The 16,595-nt window shown below is 71.9% G+C and carries 15 protein-coding genes; 13 read left to right on the plus strand and 2 right to left on the minus strand.

Annotation, left to right across the window (positions count from 1 at the left end; genetic code table 11):
* Positions 1-314 precede the first annotated feature (314 nt).
* The 3 genes from WD250_06865 to WD250_06875 all read left to right on the plus strand — a co-directional run bounded on the left by WD250_06865 (position 315) and on the right by WD250_06875 (position 5,092).
* Complete coding sequence (locus WD250_06865) at positions 315-785, plus strand: uracil-DNA glycosylase family protein (protein ID MEX2619923.1); 471 nt, start codon at positions 315-317, stop codon at positions 783-785.
* A gap of 277 nt (positions 786-1,062) precedes the next feature.
* On the plus strand, positions 1,063-3,732 hold the full coding sequence (gene aceE, locus WD250_06870; GenBank protein MEX2619924.1) for a pyruvate dehydrogenase (acetyl-transferring), homodimeric type: 2,670 nt from the start codon (positions 1,063-1,065) through the stop codon (positions 3,730-3,732).
* 232 nt (positions 3,733-3,964) lie between these two features.
* Positions 3,965-5,092 carry a L,D-transpeptidase/peptidoglycan binding protein gene (locus WD250_06875; protein ID MEX2619925.1) on the plus strand — a complete coding sequence of 376 codons (1,128 nt, stop codon included), beginning with the start codon at positions 3,965-3,967 and terminating at the stop codon, positions 5,090-5,092.
* A gap of 37 nt (positions 5,093-5,129) precedes the next feature.
* Here WD250_06875 and WD250_06880 read toward each other — a convergent pair whose 3' ends face one another.
* Positions 5,130-5,915 (minus strand): lysophospholipid acyltransferase family protein, encoded by a 786-nt coding sequence (locus WD250_06880; protein MEX2619926.1) that lies wholly within the window; start codon positions 5,913-5,915, stop codon positions 5,130-5,132.
* Positions 5,916-6,098: 183 nt separating this feature from the next.
* Between WD250_06880 and WD250_06885 the strand changes: the two genes are divergently transcribed.
* From WD250_06885 to WD250_06920, 8 genes are all read left to right on the plus strand, one after another.
* The gene (locus WD250_06885; protein ID MEX2619927.1) at positions 6,099-7,163 is read left to right on the plus strand and encodes a L,D-transpeptidase family protein; all 1,065 of its coding nucleotides are present in this window, start codon (positions 6,099-6,101) and stop codon (positions 7,161-7,163) included.
* Positions 7,164-7,268: 105 nt separating this feature from the next.
* Complete coding sequence (locus WD250_06890; protein ID MEX2619928.1) at positions 7,269-7,622, plus strand: hypothetical protein; 354 nt, start codon at positions 7,269-7,271, stop codon at positions 7,620-7,622.
* 132 nt (positions 7,623-7,754) lie between these two features.
* Positions 7,755-11,288 (plus strand): DNA polymerase III subunit alpha, encoded by a 3,534-nt coding sequence (locus tag WD250_06895; GenBank protein ID MEX2619929.1) that lies wholly within the window; start codon positions 7,755-7,757, stop codon positions 11,286-11,288.
* A gap of 11 nt (positions 11,289-11,299) precedes the next feature.
* Positions 11,300-11,827, plus strand: coding sequence for a Uma2 family endonuclease (locus WD250_06900; protein ID MEX2619930.1), 528 nt, complete (start codon positions 11,300-11,302; stop codon positions 11,825-11,827).
* Positions 11,824-13,011, plus strand: a complete 1,188-nt coding sequence (locus tag WD250_06905) for a DNA polymerase IV (protein ID MEX2619931.1) — start codon at positions 11,824-11,826, stop codon at positions 13,009-13,011. The genes WD250_06900 and WD250_06905 overlap by 4 nt, the downstream gene beginning before the upstream one ends.
* A gap of 401 nt (positions 13,012-13,412) precedes the next feature.
* Entirely contained in the window at positions 13,413-13,718 is a 306-nt protein-coding gene (locus tag WD250_06910) for a hypothetical protein (GenBank protein ID MEX2619932.1), read from the plus strand.
* A 502-nt stretch (positions 13,719-14,220) separates the two neighbouring features.
* The gene (locus tag WD250_06915) at positions 14,221-14,466 is read left to right on the plus strand and encodes a CopG family transcriptional regulator (GenBank protein MEX2619933.1); all 246 of its coding nucleotides are present in this window, start codon (positions 14,221-14,223) and stop codon (positions 14,464-14,466) included.
* Positions 14,467-14,474: 8 nt separating this feature from the next.
* On the plus strand, positions 14,475-14,855 hold the full coding sequence (locus WD250_06920) for a PIN domain-containing protein (GenBank protein MEX2619934.1): 381 nt from the start codon (positions 14,475-14,477) through the stop codon (positions 14,853-14,855).
* Here the strand turns inward: WD250_06920 and WD250_06925 are convergent.
* Positions 14,839-15,012 (minus strand): hypothetical protein, encoded by a 174-nt coding sequence (locus WD250_06925; protein MEX2619935.1) that lies wholly within the window; start codon positions 15,010-15,012, stop codon positions 14,839-14,841. The two genes, WD250_06920 and WD250_06925, sit on opposite strands and share 17 nt — an antisense overlap.
* 189 nt (positions 15,013-15,201) lie before the next feature.
* Between WD250_06925 and WD250_06930 the strand changes: the two genes are divergently transcribed.
* Together WD250_06930 and WD250_06935 are read left to right on the plus strand one after the other, a co-directional pair.
* Complete coding sequence (locus WD250_06930; protein ID MEX2619936.1) at positions 15,202-16,026, plus strand: enoyl-CoA hydratase/isomerase family protein; 825 nt, start codon at positions 15,202-15,204, stop codon at positions 16,024-16,026.
* A gap of 114 nt (positions 16,027-16,140) precedes the next feature.
* The gene (locus tag WD250_06935; GenBank protein MEX2619937.1) at positions 16,141-16,527 is read left to right on the plus strand and encodes a DUF3040 domain-containing protein; all 387 of its coding nucleotides are present in this window, start codon (positions 16,141-16,143) and stop codon (positions 16,525-16,527) included.
* The last annotated feature ends 68 nt before the right edge of the window (positions 16,528-16,595 follow it).

Consider the following 16,595-nt stretch of genomic DNA (forward strand, 5'->3'; position numbering starts at 1 on the left):
CCGCTCGACCCGCCGCCGCCCCGACGAACCCCCTGACCCGCCACCCCGGCCCCCCCCGCCGGGGGCCTTGCCATGCGTGCTGCGTCTGGAGCCAGGTCCGCAGACGCGCCGGGGCGGACGGTTCGGCGTACGGCTGCGGTCCAAGCCTGCACCGCCACCCAACCCGTCGCCGTGCTGGCCTACCGTGCCGGTGTTTTGCTTGACGCGAAGGGGTCCGCGGAGTGCGTCCCACGTCAAGGCATCCGGTTTTCCGCTTGACGGGCGTCCACGCAGTGCGTCAGGGACGACGTGATGGTGGCGGGCACACCGTCGCGATGCAGACCGCAGCCCCCCTGGTGCCCGAGCGACCGACGCTGCCGGAGCGGCGCAGCGCTGTGGCCGGCTGTCAGGCCTGCGCGCTGTGGGAGGGCACCACCCAGACGGTGTTGGGCGAGGGACCGGCGCCTGCCCCGCTGCTGCTCGTCGGTGAGCAGCCCGGCGACCGCGAGGACCGCGAGGGCCACCCCTTCGTCGGGCCCGCCGGCCGCGAGCTCGGGGAGGGCCTGGATGCGGCGGGGACGGACCGCGGGGGCGCGTACGTCACCAACGTCGTCAAGCACCCCAACTTCACCCCGCGGGGCAAGCGGCGCATCCACGCCAAACCCAAGGCCGAGCACATCACCGCGTGCTGGTCCTGGCTGCACGCCGCGATCGCCGCAGGTCGACCCGCGGGTGATCGTGGCCCTCGCCGCCACCGCGGCCAAGGCGCTGCTCGGGTCGTCGTTACGGTCACCCGCCAGCGGTGAGCTCATCGGGTGGGAGGGCGGCCAAATCGTCACCGCGACCGTGCACCTCTCGGTCAACCTGCGGGCGCGCGGCAACGGCCGCTCCGACGACGACGCCCGAGCCGCAGCGTGCGCGGATCTCGTCGGCGCCCCGGTGGCGGTGGCGCGCCCTGCTGCGCGAGGGCTGACGCCGCCCCCGGGAACCGCCCACGCGGAATAGGGTAGGGGCCGACGCGCCAGCCCCAGAGCGCACGTGAACGAGGAGGCAGCGGTGAGCGAGAAGGTCATCGTCGACGGGATGCCCAGCCAACTGCCGGATGCGGATCCCCAGGAGACGCAGGAGTGGCTGGACTCACTGCGCGCGGTGGTCGACCACCACGGGCGCGAGCGGGCCCGCTACCTGGTGCTGCGGCTGCTGCGGGAGGCGCAGGCGCGTCAGGTCGGCGTGCCGTCCCTCACCTCCACGGACTACATCAACACCATCCCGCCCGAGCGGGAGCCGGAGTTCCCCGGTGACGAGTACATCGAGCGGCGGATCCGCGCGTACATCCGCTGGAACGCCGCCGCCATGGTCACCCGCGCCAACCGGCCCGGCATCGGGGTGGGCGGGCACATCGCGACCTATGCGTCGTCGGCGTCGCTGTACGAGGTCGGTTTCAACCATTTCTTCCGGGGCAAGGGCAGCGCCGACGCCCCGGAGGTCGGCGACCAGATCTTCATCCAGGGCCACGCCTCGCCGGGTATCTACGCCCGGGCGTTCCTCGAAGGCCGTCTGGGCGAGCAGCACCTGGACGGCTTCCGGCAGGAGGGTGGGCCGCACGGGCTGTCGAGCTACCCTCATCCCCGGCTCATGCCCGAGTTCTGGGAGTTCCCCACCGTCTCCATGGGCCTCGGCGCGATCAACGCGATCTACCAGGCGCGCTTCAACCGGTACCTCCACCACCGGGGCATCACCGACACGTCGGGCTCGCGGGTCTGGTGCTTCCTCGGCGACGGGGAGATGGACGAGCCCGAGTCGCTCGGCGCCCTGAGCGTGGCCGGTCGCGAGGAGCTTGACAACCTCACCTTCGTGGTGAACTGCAACCTCCAGCGCCTCGACGGGCCGGTGCGCGGCAACGGCAAGATCATCCAGGAGCTCGAGTCGTTCTTCCGCGGCGCCGGCTGGAACGTCATCAAGGTCGTGTGGGGCCGCAAGTGGGACGAGCTGCTGGCGCACGACGCCGAAGGCGCGCTCGTGCGCAAGATGAACGAGACGCCCGACGGGCAGTTCCAGACGTACACCGCTGCGGGCGGCGACTACATCCGGCAGAACTTCTTCGACAGCGACGAGCTGCAGCGGATCCTGGCCCAGAGCCAGATGACCGACGCGGACCTGCCGGTGCTCGACCGCGGCGGCCACGACTACCGCAAGGTCTACGCGGCCTACCGGGCCGCGGTGGCGCACACGGGCCAGCCGACGGTGATCCTCGCCCAGACCATCAAGGGCTGGACGCTCGGCCCCGACTTCGAGGCGCGCAACGCCACCCACCAGATGAAGAAGCTCACCGAGAAGGCGCTGAAGAAGTTCCGCGACCGCCTGTACCTGGAGATCACCGACGAACAGCTCGAGGGGGACCTGCCGCCGTACTACCACCCGGGCAAGGACTCGGAGGAGATCGAGTACATGATGGAGCGCCGGCGCGAGCTCGGCGGCGCGATCCCGCGGCGGGTGGTCCGCCACCGACCGCTGCAGCTGCCCGGCACGGACGTCTACCGCGAGTTGAAGAAGGGGTCGGGCAAGCACGAGGTCGCCACCACCATGGCGTTCGTGCGACTGCTGAAGGACCTGGCGAAGGACCCCGAGCTCGGCAAGCGCATCGTGCCGATCATCCCCGACGAGGCGCGCACGTTCGGCATGGACTCGCTGTTCCCGACGTGGAAGATCTACTCACCGCACGGCCAGCAGTACGAGCCGGTCGACCGGGAGATGCTGCTGGCCTACCGCGAGGCGACCGACGGGCAGATCCTGCACGAGGGCATCACCGAGGCGGGCTCCATGGGGTCCTTTCACGCCGCCGGCACGAGCTACGCCACGTTCGCCGAGCCGATGCTGCCCATCTATCTCTTCTACTCGATGTTCGGTTTCCAGCGCACCGGTGACGCGATCTGGTCCGCGGCGGACCAACGCGCCCGCGGCTTCCTGATGGGCGCGACCGCGGGCCGCACGACCCTCAACGGCGAGGGGCTGCAGCACGAGGACGGCCACTCGCTGCTGTTGGCCGCGACGAACCCCGCGGTCGTGTCGTACGACGCGTCGTTCGCCTACGAGCTCGCAGTCATCGTCGAAGACGGCATCCGTCGCATGTACGGCGACGACCCCGAGGACGTCATCTACTACCTCACCGTCTACAACGAGCCCGTGGTCCAGCCGCCGATGCCCGAGGGGCTCGACGAGCAGGGCATCCTCCGCGGGCTGTACCGCTACCAGACCGCGGAGGGCGACCACCGGCTGCGCGCCCAGATCCTGTCCAGCGGCAGCATCATGGGCGAGGCGCTGGAGGCGGCCCGGATGCTGGCCGAGGACTGGGACGTCGGTGCTGACGTCTGGAGCGCCCCCGGGTGGGTCGGCCTGCACCGCGACGCCATCGACGCCGACCGGTGGAACCAGATGCACCCCACCGAGAAGCCGCGGTGGCCGATCGTCACCGAGGCGCTCGCCGGGGTCGATGGCCCGGTGGTCGGTGTGTCCGACTACCAGCGGGCCGTCCCCGGGTTGATCGCCCGGTGGGTCCCGCGGCCCTACGGGGTCCTCGGCACCGACGGGTTCGGCCGGTCGGACACCCGTGCCGCCCTGCGCCGGCACTTCCGCGTCGATGCCCCGTCCATCGTGGTCGCGATCCTCCACGAGCTCGCGATGACCGGGGAGGTCAAGAACGAGCTGGTGATCGACGCCATCGGGCGTTACGGCCTGAACCCCGACCTGCCCTGACATCGCGGGTGGCCGCGTCAAGCCTGCTGCGGACGCGACCCGACTCGGGTTACCCGGCGGTAGATTGGGTTGGAGCGACAGATGCGTCGCAAAGACCCCATCTACCGGACGGTAACCAGGGGTTGGTCGGATTCTCGCGGGACGACTACACTCCGCGGGTGGTCGCCTGTGGGTGGTGGGGACCATGTGGGCAGAAGCGATCACAGTCGGGTAGGCAGGAGCACGACGCACGATGGCAACAGATGTGCTGGATGGTGCGCCGCCGGCCCCGATGGCGGACGAACCGCCTCGGTCCGAGCAGCCGGTGCGCGTGCACGACCGCCGTCGCTGGCTGTGGGTGACCGTTGCCGTCGTGGGCCTCGGCGGCCTGGGGCTCGGTGCGTTCGTTGGCTACGAGACCGCGAGCTACGCGGCGGGCTTCGACGGCCGCATCCTGCCCAGCTCGATCGTCGCGGGCGTCGACGTCGCCGGCCTGACCGGCGAGGAGGCCCTGGCCGCCGTCCACGACGCGATCGCCCCCGAGCTGGAGCGCACCGTCACGCTCACCTGGGGGAGCGAGGAGTGGACCACCACCCCCCGGGCGCTGGGCGCGACCAGCGACGCCGAGCAGGCCGTGACCGCAGCCGTCGAGGCCAGCGCCAACCCCGGGTGGATGCAGTACGCCCGGATGCGCTGGCTGGACGAACAGATCGACTTCGAGCGGGAGGTGACCGTCCGGCACTCCGACGAGGGGGCACGGGCGTTCGTCGACACGGTCGCCGAGGAGGTCAACCGTGATCCGGTCGACGCCACACTGGACGCATCCTCGGGATGGGTGGAGATCACCGCGGCGCGCGACGGGCAAGCTCTCGACACGGCCGGGGGGGCGGAGGCGCTCTTCCAGGCGGTGACCGAGGGGGGCGACGCCGTCGCGCTGGAGGTCCACCCCGTCGCGGCGGAGCTTACCCAGGCGGCGTTCGACCAGGTGCTGCTCGTACGCCAGCGCGAGCACAAGCTGTACCTGTACCAGGACGGCGAGATCGCCCACAGCTGGGACGTCGCCGTGGGCACGGGTGACCATCCGACGCCGACCGGGCAGTACACGGTCACCGCCAAGCGGCACATGCCCACCTGGGTGAACCCCTCGCCGGCGGGATGGGGGGCGAACATGCCCGCGAGCATCGGCCCGGGTCCCGGAAACCCGCTCGGTGTGCGGGCCATCAACTGGGACGCCCCCGCCATCCGCTTCCACGGCACCGCCAACGTCGACTCGATCGGCACCGACGCCTCCAAGGGGTGCGTGCGCCTTACCAACGACGACGTGGTCGAGCTCTATGACCTGGTGCGCACCGGCGCGACGATCGTGTCGGTCCAGGCCTGACCAGGCCTGACCAGGCCTGACCAAGCGGGGGGGGGGACTAGCCGTCCTCGCGCTCCTCGGCGCGCTCGGCCTGCCGGCGGGCGCGGCGCTCGATGCGCTCGGCGACCGCCATCTCCTCGGCCTCGGCCACCGAGGGGGCGGTCCCGCCCAGATGGGCGGGCAGCCACCAGCGGTCGTCCGCGCCGGCCGGCTGCTGTGGGTAGGCCGCGGCGGCGCCCTCGACCATCTCGCCGATGCGCGCCATCAGCCGCTTGGTGACCTCACCCACGTCGTCGTCGGGCTCGTAGGCGATGGGCTCACCGAACTCGACGGTGATCGCCACGTTGCGCTGGAAGTTGCGGGGACGGCCTTTGGTGAGGATGCGCTGCGAGCCCCACACCGCACCGGGGATCAACGGGGCCGAGGCGCTCATCGCCATCCGGGCCGCGCCGGTCTTGCCGGCGGCCGGCACGAACGAGCGGCTGATCGTGGACTCGGGGAACATGCCGATGACCTCGTCGCGGCGCAAGGCGTTGCTGGCGGCGCGGACCGCTGCGTCCGCCCGGCCGAAGCGGTCGACGGAGATGTGCTTCATCCCACGCATCAGCGGGCCGGCGACCGGGTGGTCGAAGATCTCCTTCTTGGCCATGAACCGGACCAGGCGGTGCTGCTCGCGCGCGCCGTAGCCCACGAACATGAAGTCCAGGTACCCGACGTGGTTGGTCGCGACCACCGCCGGCCCCTGCGCCGGGATGTTGTGCCCGCCGCGCACGTCGATGTCCCACCCCATCAGCTTGAACCACGCGACCGTCCCACCGATGACAGGCCTGTACACCGGCTCCATGTGCACGAGCTCCTTGACGGGGGTCGGGCGAGTCGTCCACAGCCTACGCGGTGGGCACCCGCTGGTCGACCTCACGCCGCGGCAGCCGGTTAGGGAACCGCGACGGCGGGCACGACCAGTAGTGCGAGCAGTAGCCCCTGCGGTAACGTCTGAAGTCGGTTGCAACCTCTGGAAGGTGGACGTGTGTCAGTATTCGTAGACGGGGGCCGGGTCCCGCGACCCGCCTGGTGGGCGACCCTCGTCGCTGCGCTGGTCGTCGCCCTGCTGGGCGCGGGGATCGCCTACGGCACGCATGCCTACGCCACCGAGCACGAAGGCCGGCTCCTGCCAGGCGTCACCGTCGCCGGGGTCGATCTCGGTGGGATGACCGCTGAGGAGGCGGTGGCCGCGCTCGAGGCGACGACCGCCGAGCAGCTCGACCGCACGGTCACGCTGCACGGCGACGGTCAGGTGTGGCGCACCACCCCACGCGAGCTCGGGTCCACCACCGACGCGCAGTCCGTGGTCACCGACGCCATGGAAGCCAGTCGGGCGCCGGGTCTGGCCGCGATGGCGCGCATGCGCTTCTTCGGCGACTCGTTCTCGTTGGAGCGCGAGGTCACGGTGATGCACTCCGTGGCCGGGGCGCAGGCCTTCGTCGATGAGGCCGCCGCCGAGATCCACGTGCCCGCCCGGGACGCCGAGCTGCACGTCATCGGGGAGTCCTTCGAGATCGCGCCCGAAGCCAACGGGCAGGTCCTGGACACCGACGCCGCCGTGACGGAGCTCATGGCCGCCCTGGAAGACGGGGGGGACCGGGTCGACCTCGCCGTGCACCCCGTCGAGGCCGAGCGCGCCGCCTCGGACTTCCGGCAGGTGCTCCTGCTGCGGCAGAGCGCGCACACCCTCGAGCTGTACGAGAACGGCCAGCCGATCGGCAGCTGGCAGGTGGCCGTGGGTGAGTCCGGCCACTCGACGCCGACCGGGATCTACCAGATCACCCTCAAGCGGCACATGCCGACGTGGGTGAACCCGTCCCCGAGGGGCTGGGGCAGCGGGATGCCGGCCCGCATCGGGCCGGGCGTGAACAACCCGCTAGGGGTCCGCGCCCTCAACTGGAACGCCCCGGCGATCCGCTTCCACGGCACCGCCAACGTCCGCTCGATCGGCACCAACGCCTCGAAGGGCTGCGTGCGCCTGACCAACGCCGACGTGGTCGAGCTCTACGACCTGGTCGACGTCGGCGCGACGATCGTGTCGATCGGCTAGCCACATGGCTCAGGACGACGTGCTGAACGCATCCGGCAAGCTGCGGCGGGCGGTCTACGACCGACTGCTGCGGGACCTGCAGCTCGAGCTGGTCAAGCTCCAGGAGTGGGTCCACACCCACGGTCTGCGGGTCGTGGTGGTCTTCGAGGGGCGGAGGTCGACGAGTTCCTGCACTCCTGCCCGGATTTCGAGCGCATGCTCGTGGGCTCCGGCACCATCTTGATCAAGTACTGGTTCACCGTGTCGAACGAGGAGCAGGAACGCCGCTTCCAGGCGCGCATCGACGAGCCGACCAAGCGCTGGAAGCTGTCCCCGATGGATCTGGAGGCCCGGGAGCGCTGGGCCGAGCCGTTCGTCCTGCCCCCGCGCACGGGTGTCGGCGACTACGCGCGCCCGCCCATGGACCAGCAGACGTTCGTGCCCGACGTGGTCGAGGCGCTGCTGGCGTCGTCCGGGTAGGGATGGTGGACCCCGGCGTGTTCTGACCCCTGGGCGCGCGTGCGTCCGGCCCGCCGACCCGCTACTGTTCAACGAACACAAGTTCGATCTCACTGGCGGTCCCTTCCCCCGCCCGACCACAGGAGATGAGCAGTGGGAGGGTTCGCGCACCTCGCGGCCACGACCGCGTACTCCCTGCGCGACGGGGTGATCCGGCCTGGTGAGCTGGCAGAGGCGACGGCGCAGCGGGGCATGGATGCGGTCGGCATCGCCGACCGCGGGGGCCTGTACGGGGCGGTGCGGGTCGCCCAGGCGTGCGCGGCGATCGGTGTGCGCCCGATCATCGGCGCCGACCTCGCGCTCGTGCACGACCCGGCCCGGGCGGGATGGGCCGACCGGCGGGCCCGCACCGGGTCGGCGAAGGGACCCGGGTCGGGCCCGGAGTGGCTCGAGGGTGATCCCGCGCGGGTGACGCTGATCGCCCGCACCCAGGACGGCTACGCCGGCCTGTGCCGCCTGGTCACCGACCACCACCTGGCCTCGCCACGGGGGGAGCCGCACGCGACCTGGGCACAGCTGGAGCGCTGGGTCGGCCGGGGCGGGATGGTCGTGCTGCTCGCCGACGACTCATCGGTCGGGCGCTTGCTCGACGCCGGTCGGCCGGATTCGGCTGCGGTGGAGGCCCACCGCTGGATGGACCTCGTCGGTCCCGCGAGCGTCCTCGTCGGCGTCACCCACCATCGCGCACCCGCTGACGACGCCCGTGCCCGTGCCCGCTTCGCCCTGGCCGACCGTCTCGGGTTGGCCGCGGTGGCCCACCAGGCGCCCCGCTACCTCGACCCCGCCGACGCCCGCGTCGCCGACGTGATGGACGCGATCCGCGGCCAGGTACCCCTCGACCCCCGCCACACCCGCCGGCGCAACGACCAGGGATACCTCAAGCGCCCCGGCGAGATGCACGAGGTCTTCGCCGAGCGGCCCGATGCGCTGGTCAACGCCGCCGAGGTCGCCGACCGCTGCCGGGTCGACCTCGGCCTGGGCCAGCTGCGGGTGCCCGACTTCACGGGAGCGGGCGCAGCGCAGCGGAGCCCGGCGGGCGGGGATCTGCGTGCCGCGACCCTGCTCGGGGCGGAGCTGCGCGCCCGCTGCGAGGCCGGCCTCGCCGAGCGCTACGCCGCACCGGGCCGCCGCCACCGCGACCTGCTCGACCGCGAGCTGGCGATGGTCGCCCGCCTCGGCCTCGCGCCCTACTTCCTCACCGTCGCCGAGATCGTCGAGCGCATCCGCGACAAGCAGATCATGGTCGCCTGCCGCGGCTCGGCGGCCGGCAGCCTCGTCTGCTACTGCCTGCGCATCTCCGACGTCGACCCGATCGCCCACGACCTCGCGTTCGAGCGCTTCATGAACCCCTACCGCGACGAGCTGCCCGACATCGACCTCGACGTGGAGAGCGCCCGCCGCGAGGACATCTACGCCGACCTGCTCGCCCGCTACGGCGACGACCGGGTCGCCTGCGTCTGCATGGTCGAGACCTTCAAGGCCCGCATGGCCATCCGTGAGGTCGGCAAGGCGATCGGCTTGCCGTCCGTGGAGATCGACGCCATCGCCAAGGCCTTCCCCCGCATCCGCGCCCGCGACGTGCGCGCCGCGCTGGACACCCTGCCGGAGCTGGCCGGCCTGCACCTCGACCCGGGTGAGGGCGGCCGCGAAGCGGTCGCCGGGGGGCGGGGATCGAACAGGGATCATCTGCGGCTGCTGTTCGACCTCGTCGAGCGCCTCGACGGGCTGCCCCGCCACGTCGCCCTGCACCCCTCCGGCGTGCTCCTCGCCGACCGTACCCTGCGCGACGTCGTGCCCCTGGAGCGCAGCGCCAACGGCTTCGCCATGGCGCAGTTCGACAAGGACGACGTCGAGGCGCTCGGCCTGTGCAAGCTCGACGTGCTCGCCGTGCGGATGCTCTCGTCGATGGCGCACTGCGTGCAGGAGGTCGTGCGCACCCGCGGCGTGGAGCTCGACTTCGAGGAGGTGGCGTGGGACGACGACCCCACCTACGAGCTGATCCGCTCCACCCGCACCCTCGGGATGTTCCAGATCGAGTCGCCCGGCCAGCGCGAGCTGATCGGGAAGTTCCAGCCCGACCACTTCGGCGACCTCGTCGTGGACATCTCGCTGTTCCGTCCCGGGCCCGTCAAGGGCGACATGATCGCCCCCTTCCTGCAACGCCGGCTGGGGAAGGCCAAGGTCGTCTATCCGCATCCCCTGCTCGAGCGGGCCCTCGGCGAGACCTACGGGGTGATCGTCTACCACGAGCAGGTCATGCGCTGCGTCGCCGCGGTCACCGGCTGCGACCTGTCCACCGCCGATCTCGTGCGCCGGCGACTCGGCGATCCCGACGAGGCCGCCGACCTGCGTGACTGGGTCCTCGCCGGCTGCGCCGAGCGGGGCATCCCCGAGCAGACCGCCGTCTCGCTGTGGGACGCCCTCGCCCAGTTCGCCTCGTTCGGGTTCTGCAAGGCCCACGCCGCCGCGTTCGCGGTGCCCACCTACCGCTCCGCGTGGCTGAAGCGCCACTACCTGCCCGAGTTCGTCGCCGGCCTGCTCACCCACGACCCCGGCATGTACCCCCGGCGGCTGCTGCTGGAGGACGCGCGGCAGTTCGGGGTGTGCGTGTTGCCCCTCGACGTCAACCGTTCGGCGCGGGAGTACCGGGTGGAGCGCGTCCCTTCTGCGTTGGCGTTGGCGTTGCTCGGTGTTCATGGGGGGCCGGCGGGGTGGCGGTGGATGGATGGGCGGCTGGTGCCGCCCGGGGGGTTGGATCTCGGGGTGGATCCTGAGGATGCGGGCCAGCGGTTCGGGATCCGGTTGGGGTTGCAGGACGTGGCCGGGATCTCTGGAGAGATGATCCAGAGCCTGTTGGCAGGGCGGCCCTTCACGGATGTCTGCGACCTGCGGCGGCGGGCGGCGCTGAGTGCGCCGGTGGCGGAGGCCCTCGCGCACGTCGGGGCCCTCGACGGGCTGCGCGGGCCGGGGGTCACCCGCCGTGACCTGCTGCTGGAGGTCACCGAGCGCTGGTCAGGGGTCGCACGGCACCGGCCGACGTCGATCGGTGGTCCCGAACAGCTCGGGCTGCTTCCCGATGCGGGGCCGGCGGGACTGGGGGAGTACACCGCCAGCGAGGCGGTGCGCGCCGAGCTGGAGGTGCTCGGCCTGGACGCCAGCACCCCGGTCATCCGCTTCTACGACGCCTTGCTCGACCTGCTCGGCGTGACCCGGGCGATCGACCTGCCGGCGACACGCAACCGCCAGCGGGTCCGCGTCGCGGGGGTGAAGGTCGCCACGCAGACCCCCCCGGTCAAGTCCGGTCAGCGGGTGATCTTCTGCTCCCTGGACGACGCCACCGGCATCGCCGACGCGGCGTTCTTCGAGTCCGTCCACGCCCGCTGCGCCGCCACGGTGTTCCACTCGTGGCTGCTCGTCGTCGAGGGCACGGTGCGCCGCGCCGGCGCCCGCGGCGTGTCGGTGAACGCCGAGACCGCCTGGGACCTGCGCCGGCTCATGCGGGCGTGGCAGGCGGGCACCCTCGACGCGGCCCTCGCCGACCCGACCTCCGACCGTGGGCCCGCAGTCGGGGACGAACCGGCGCCCCGCAGGCTGTGGCACGCCTCCGGCGGATCGGCGGGAGGATAGCCTTGGCAGTGATGCGAACGGTCGTGATGGGACCCGTGCCCGACGAGCTGGCGGCGCTGCTCGAGAAGCGTCGTGCCACTGGCGCCGACCTGTACGACGAGGTGTGGGAAGGGGACTACCACATGGCGCCGGCCCCGCATGCTGCGCACGGTGTGCTCGACCAGCAGCTGGCGGTGCTGCTCGACCCGCTGGCGCGGGCGGCCGGCCTGGTCGGCAGCGGCCCGTTCAACCTCGGTCACCCTGACGACTACAGGGTCCCGGACCGGGGACTGCATCGGGCAGCACCGTCGGGGACCTGGGTGGCCACGGCGGCGCTGGTCGTGGAGATCGTCTCCCCCGACGACGAGACGTGGGCGAAACTGGCGTTCTACGCAGCGCACGAGGTCGACGAGCTCGTGGTCGCCGATCCGCATTCGCGCACGCTGTACTGGCTGGCCCGCTCCGCCGGGGGCGCCTACGAACCTATCGAGGCCAGTGTCCTGCTCGGTGTGGACGCGGCGGCGTTCGCCGAGCAGATCGACTGGCCGCCACGTCGTTGACCACCGCGACCGCCCCGCCGGGCGAGCGGATCCTGCACGTCGACATGGACGCGTTCTACGCGTCGGTGGAGGTGCGCCGGGACCCGACGCTCGCCGGCCGGCCGGTGCTGGTCGGCGGCACCGGGGGCCGGGGCGTGGTCGCCAGCGCCTCCTACGAGGCGCGTGCGCTCGGCATCGCATCCGCCATGCCGATGGCCCGGGCACTGCGGCTGTGTCCCGACGCGGTCGTCGTGGCACCCGACTTCGCCGCCTACACCGCCGTCTCCGCGCAGCTGCGCGAGATCTTCCTGTCCGTGACGCCGTTGGTGGAGCCGCTGTCGATGGATGAGGCGTTCCTCGACGTCGCCGGCTCCGTACGCCTGTTCGGCACCCCCGTGGCCATCGGCGAGGAGCTGCGCCGGCGGATCCGCGTCGAGCTGGGCCTGCCCGCCAGCGTCGGGGTGGCCTCGAACAAGTTCCTCGCCAAGCTCTGCAGCGGCAAAGCCAAGCCGGACGGGCTCCTGCACCTGCCCGACGACCGGGTGGTCGGCTACCTGGCGTCCCTGCCGGTGCGGGACCTGTGGGGGGTGGGGCAGGCCAGCGCCGCGCGGCTGGAGCGCTTCGGGTTGCGCACCGTGGGGGACCTGCGCGTCGCCACCCCGGCGACGCTCGCTCGGATCCTCGGCCGGTCGGCCGCCGGGCACGTCGCCGCACTGGCCCGCGGCGAGGATCCCCGCCCGGTCGTGCCCCACGAGCCGGCCAAGGGCATGAGCGCCGAGGAGACCTTCGAGCGCGACGTCGACGACCCCGCGCGACTGCGGGTCGAGCTGCTGCGCCTGGCCGAACGGGTCGCTCCGCGGCTGCGCCGCGGCGGGGTGAGCGGGCGAACGGTCACGCTCAAGCTGCGCTACGCCAACTTCTCGACGATCACCCGGTCCCGCACCCTGGCGGTGGCGACCGACCAGGCCAGCGAGCTGCACCGCGAGGCGGCTGCGCTGCTCGACGCCCTGCGCCTGGAGCGCGCGCGGGTCCGCCTGGTGGGCCTCGGGGTGACCAACCTGGTCCCGAGCGACGGCGCCCGCCAGCTCGGCCTGCTCGGCGACGACCGTTGGGGTCCCCTGGAGCGCGCGGCCGACACCGCCCGCGACCGCTTCGGCGGAGGGTCCGTGACCCGCGGGGCGCTGCTCGACGATCGGGAGGGCTAGCCGATGGCTAGTCGGCGTCTGGACCGGTTGGCATGGCGGTCCTCTGGCACGCTGACGTCACGGTCATGACTGAGTTGCGTGCACCGGCGCCCACCTTCCGGCCGTTGCTGTACACAGCCGATGTCGTCGTGCCAGTGATCAACCTGCGCCAGCACGAGTTTCCAACTTGGGGGTAGGGATGCCACCCCGGGCCAGACATCGGCACATCGGTCTCTCGAGTTTCCGACGCGTGGGTCGCGAGGCCCCTCCGGCGGGGCGGCCCGTCCGAAGTCGACCGGAAAAAGGAGGGGCGCCATCCTGGACGACCTGCATGCGGTGCCCTGGAGCTCGCTCAGCCACCGCCCACACCGTTCCTTTCCTCGTGGAGATCGCCACGGCACGCGGGGTGGTCGCCGCCCGCCGTGCAGGCAGCCACGGCCGGGCTGGCTGCCCAGTTCCCCGAGGAGGCGTCGTCGGCCGCCGGGCGCATCGGCCTGCTGCGAGCCGAAGCGCCACCGGGCCCGGCCGCAGACCTGTACCGCCTGGCGCACGCCATGCTGAGCCAGCAGGTGACGCCGGACCTGCTCGACGAGGTGGCGGAGCTCAATGGGGACGCCGCCTGCTACCTGCAGTACGCACGTGAGGGCGGGGAGTCGCTCGAGCGCCAGGCCGTTGTCGTCGCCTTCGAGATCGACTCGCTCACATACGGCCAACTGGGCGACGCCTGAGGCGATGTGGCGACAAGCCGCACCGGTGACGCCCACCCGGAACACTGCGCACCCCCCGCGGCAGAGACGTTGCCGTCGAATCTTCCTTGGAGCCCGTGCGCGGCCAGGTGCACCCTTGTGTCTCTGAACAGTCGGCGGGTCGAGTGGAGGACGCCCTCGCCCTTCGACGAACTGCGATTCCCCGAAGCGCTTCCGGCAACTGACCCCCTGGCGTCGCCGGCGGCATCCACACGCCCACACCCTGACAGGTGACGGCCTTCACGAGGTTGCGCTCACCAGCCTCGACTCGGAGCGAGCGAAGGCCGCGCGTATCCGCAGGCTGCGGTGTGCATCCAGCGCGCAGCCACCCCCACGGTGCGGAGGGGTCGGGGACCCAGAACTCCTGCTGGCGCAGGTTGATCACCGGCAGGACCACGTCGGCGGTGTACACCAAGCGGAAAGGGGTCGCGGGAGGGATGCTCGCCGGCTGAACATGATGGCAGATATCTGTTATCATGATGGTATGATTCGTACGCAGGTCCAGCTCACCGCCATGCAGGTGCGTGCCCTGAAGGCAATGGCCGCCGAACGCGACGTGTCCATCTCCCAACTGGTCCGGGAAGGAGTCGACCTGGTGGTGGCGACGCTCCCGGAGACAGCACACCAGCGGGCGCTCACCGTGGTGGGGCGGTATCCGTCAGACGACGGTCGGAACGACGTGGCGCGCGGTCACGACAACCATCTCGACACGATCTTCGCCGACGAATGAGCCTGTTCGTGGACACGTCCGCCCTGTACGCACTGTTGGACCCCAACGATGCCGACCATGGTCGGGCTGCCGGCGTGTTGGACGACAACCCCGCGACCGCGATGAGCACGCACAGCTACGTGTTGGTCGAGACCACCGCGCTCGTCCAGCGACGGCTGGGGATGGAGGCGGCGCGAGGACTCCATGATGCGCTGGTCCCCAGACTCCGTGTCCGCTGGGTGGACGAGGCGTTGCATCGCGCGGCGGTGACGGCGCTGCTGGCGGCCGGCCGGCGGCGTGTCTCCCTGGTGGACTGGGTGAGCTTTGCGATGATGCGCACCGAGGGGGTCACCACCGCGTTCGCATTCGACGAGGACTTCGCGCAGCAGGGCTTCACGACCGTCCCGTGACTGCCCACAAGGCCCAGGCGACCGGCGCTGGCGGGCAATCGAGCTCGTCGTCGCGGATCCGCCGGCGCCGCTGCTCACCGATGACCACGGGCGGGCCGAACAGGCGTCCGGCACCGGCGACGTCGAGGAACGCCTCGTCCAGCGACGGCGGCTCCACCAGCGCCCGACGACCAGGTCGCGGGCTATCTCGCGCCCCGCGCCTGCGCCGGGACGGGGTGAGCGGGCGGACGGTCACCCTGAAGCTGCGCTTCGGCGGGAGATCGGTGACCCGCGGGGGCGCTGCTCGACGAAGGCTGATGGCAGCATGCTGGCGTCCGCCAGGATGCCCCGATCCGTGGGGGCCCCGATGAGTGCTCCACCGGCAGGCGCCGCCTCGGGCGGGTCCGTCACCTTCGTCCTCGGCGCCGACCACGTCGGGGTCGTCACCGTAAACCGCCCCGAGAAGCGCAACGCCATGGACCTGAGCGTGTTCGCGGGCCTGCACGACGCGGCCCGGCGGGCCACGGCCGCCGCCGCCGACGGGACCTGCCGAGCGGTGCTGGTGACCGGCGCGGGTGGGGCGTTCTCCGCCGGGCTCGACCTGGCCCTGTTCGGCGAGCAGATCGCCGGGGCCGGCGCCTTCGACGACGACCGCATCGCCTGGCTGCAGCAGGCGTTCACGGGTTTCGAGGACCTGCCCGTGCCCACGGTGGCCGCGCTCAACGGCACGGCCATCGGGGCGGGCTGCCAGCTGGCGCTGGCCTGCCACCTGCGCGTGGCGGCCCCGGACGTGCGCATCGGGTTCCGGGAAGCGCGGTGGGGACTCCTCCCGGATCTGGGAGGCACCTACCGGCTGCCGCGCCTGGTCGGCCTGTCGCGTGCCATCGACCTCGCCGTGTCGGCCAGGGACCTCGACGCCGCGACGGCGTTGGCCTGGGGGGCCGTCGACGCGGTCCTTCACGGCGACGACTTCGACGGTCAGGCGCACGCCTACGCCGTCCGGCTCGCGCGCGGTCCCACCGTGGCCACCGGGGCCGTGCCCGGGCTGATGCGCCGCGGTCTCGGGACCACCCGGGACGTGGCGCTGGCGGCGGAGCGCGGTGCGCAGCTGGCGTGCCTGGGGTCAGCGGACTTCGGTGAGGCCGTCGCCGCCGCGGCCGAGGGCCGCGAACCCCGCTTCGCCGGTCGCTAGCCCGGCGAGACCGCCCGCTTGCGCTCGCGTCCCGCACCGCGGCGGACGATGGTCAGAATTGGGGGTGCGGCGCTCGATCTGTTGACGCACAATCGGTAGTGGATCCGTATACTGGTGAGCCGGACGACCCCCGGAGCACGAATGCCTCTCTCGGACCGCGAACAGCAGATCCTCTCGGATATTGAGGCACGCCTGCGCGAGGACGATCCCAAGTTCGCCAAGACCGTCGGCACGACGACGGTCTCGTCGCAGGCACGGCGGCAGATCAAGCTCGCGGTGGCGGGTTTCGTCATCGGCTTCCTGCTGATGCTGGCCTTCATCGTCCACATCGTGTTCGGCGTGGTGGGCTTCGCCGTCATGCTCGCCAGCGCCGTCTACGGCGGGAACATGCTGAAACGCCTCGGGCAGGGCCACACGAGCGGGCTCAGCGGACAGCTGCGGGGCGGCTTCGACCGTTTCATGCAGGACAAGCGCGGCCGGAACGACGAGCCCAAACCTTAGCACGGCCCCTAGCCGCGGCGCAGTCGCCCGCGAAGCGCACGGGCCCGCCCGCTGAGAGGTGCATCGCT

The sequence above is a fragment of the Egibacteraceae bacterium genome (assembly GCA_040905805.1).
Lineage (GTDB): Bacteria > Actinomycetota > Nitriliruptoria > Euzebyales > Egibacteraceae > DATLGH01.

Excerpts from the sequence above, each read along its gene's own strand:
- WD250_06900 (MEX2619930.1), top strand. The coding sequence starts at position 11,300 with ATGCGAACGGTCGTGATGGGACCCGTGCCCGACGAGCTGGCGGCGCTG.
- WD250_06875 (MEX2619925.1), top strand. The coding sequence starts at position 3,965 with ATGGCAACAGATGTGCTGGATGGTGCGCCGCCGGCCCCGATGGCGGAC.
- WD250_06915 (MEX2619933.1), top strand. The coding sequence starts at position 14,221 with ATGATTCGTACGCAGGTCCAGCTCACCGCCATGCAGGTGCGTGCCCTG.
- WD250_06930 (MEX2619936.1), top strand. The coding sequence starts at position 15,202 with ATGAGTGCTCCACCGGCAGGCGCCGCCTCGGGCGGGTCCGTCACCTTC.
- WD250_06865 (MEX2619923.1), top strand. The coding sequence starts at position 315 with ATGCAGACCGCAGCCCCCCTGGTGCCCGAGCGACCGACGCTGCCGGAG.
- WD250_06880 (MEX2619926.1), bottom strand. The coding sequence starts at position 5,915 with ATGGAGCCGGTGTACAGGCCTGTCATCGGTGGGACGGTCGCGTGGTTC.
- aceE (MEX2619924.1), top strand. The coding sequence starts at position 1,063 with ATGCCCAGCCAACTGCCGGATGCGGATCCCCAGGAGACGCAGGAGTGG.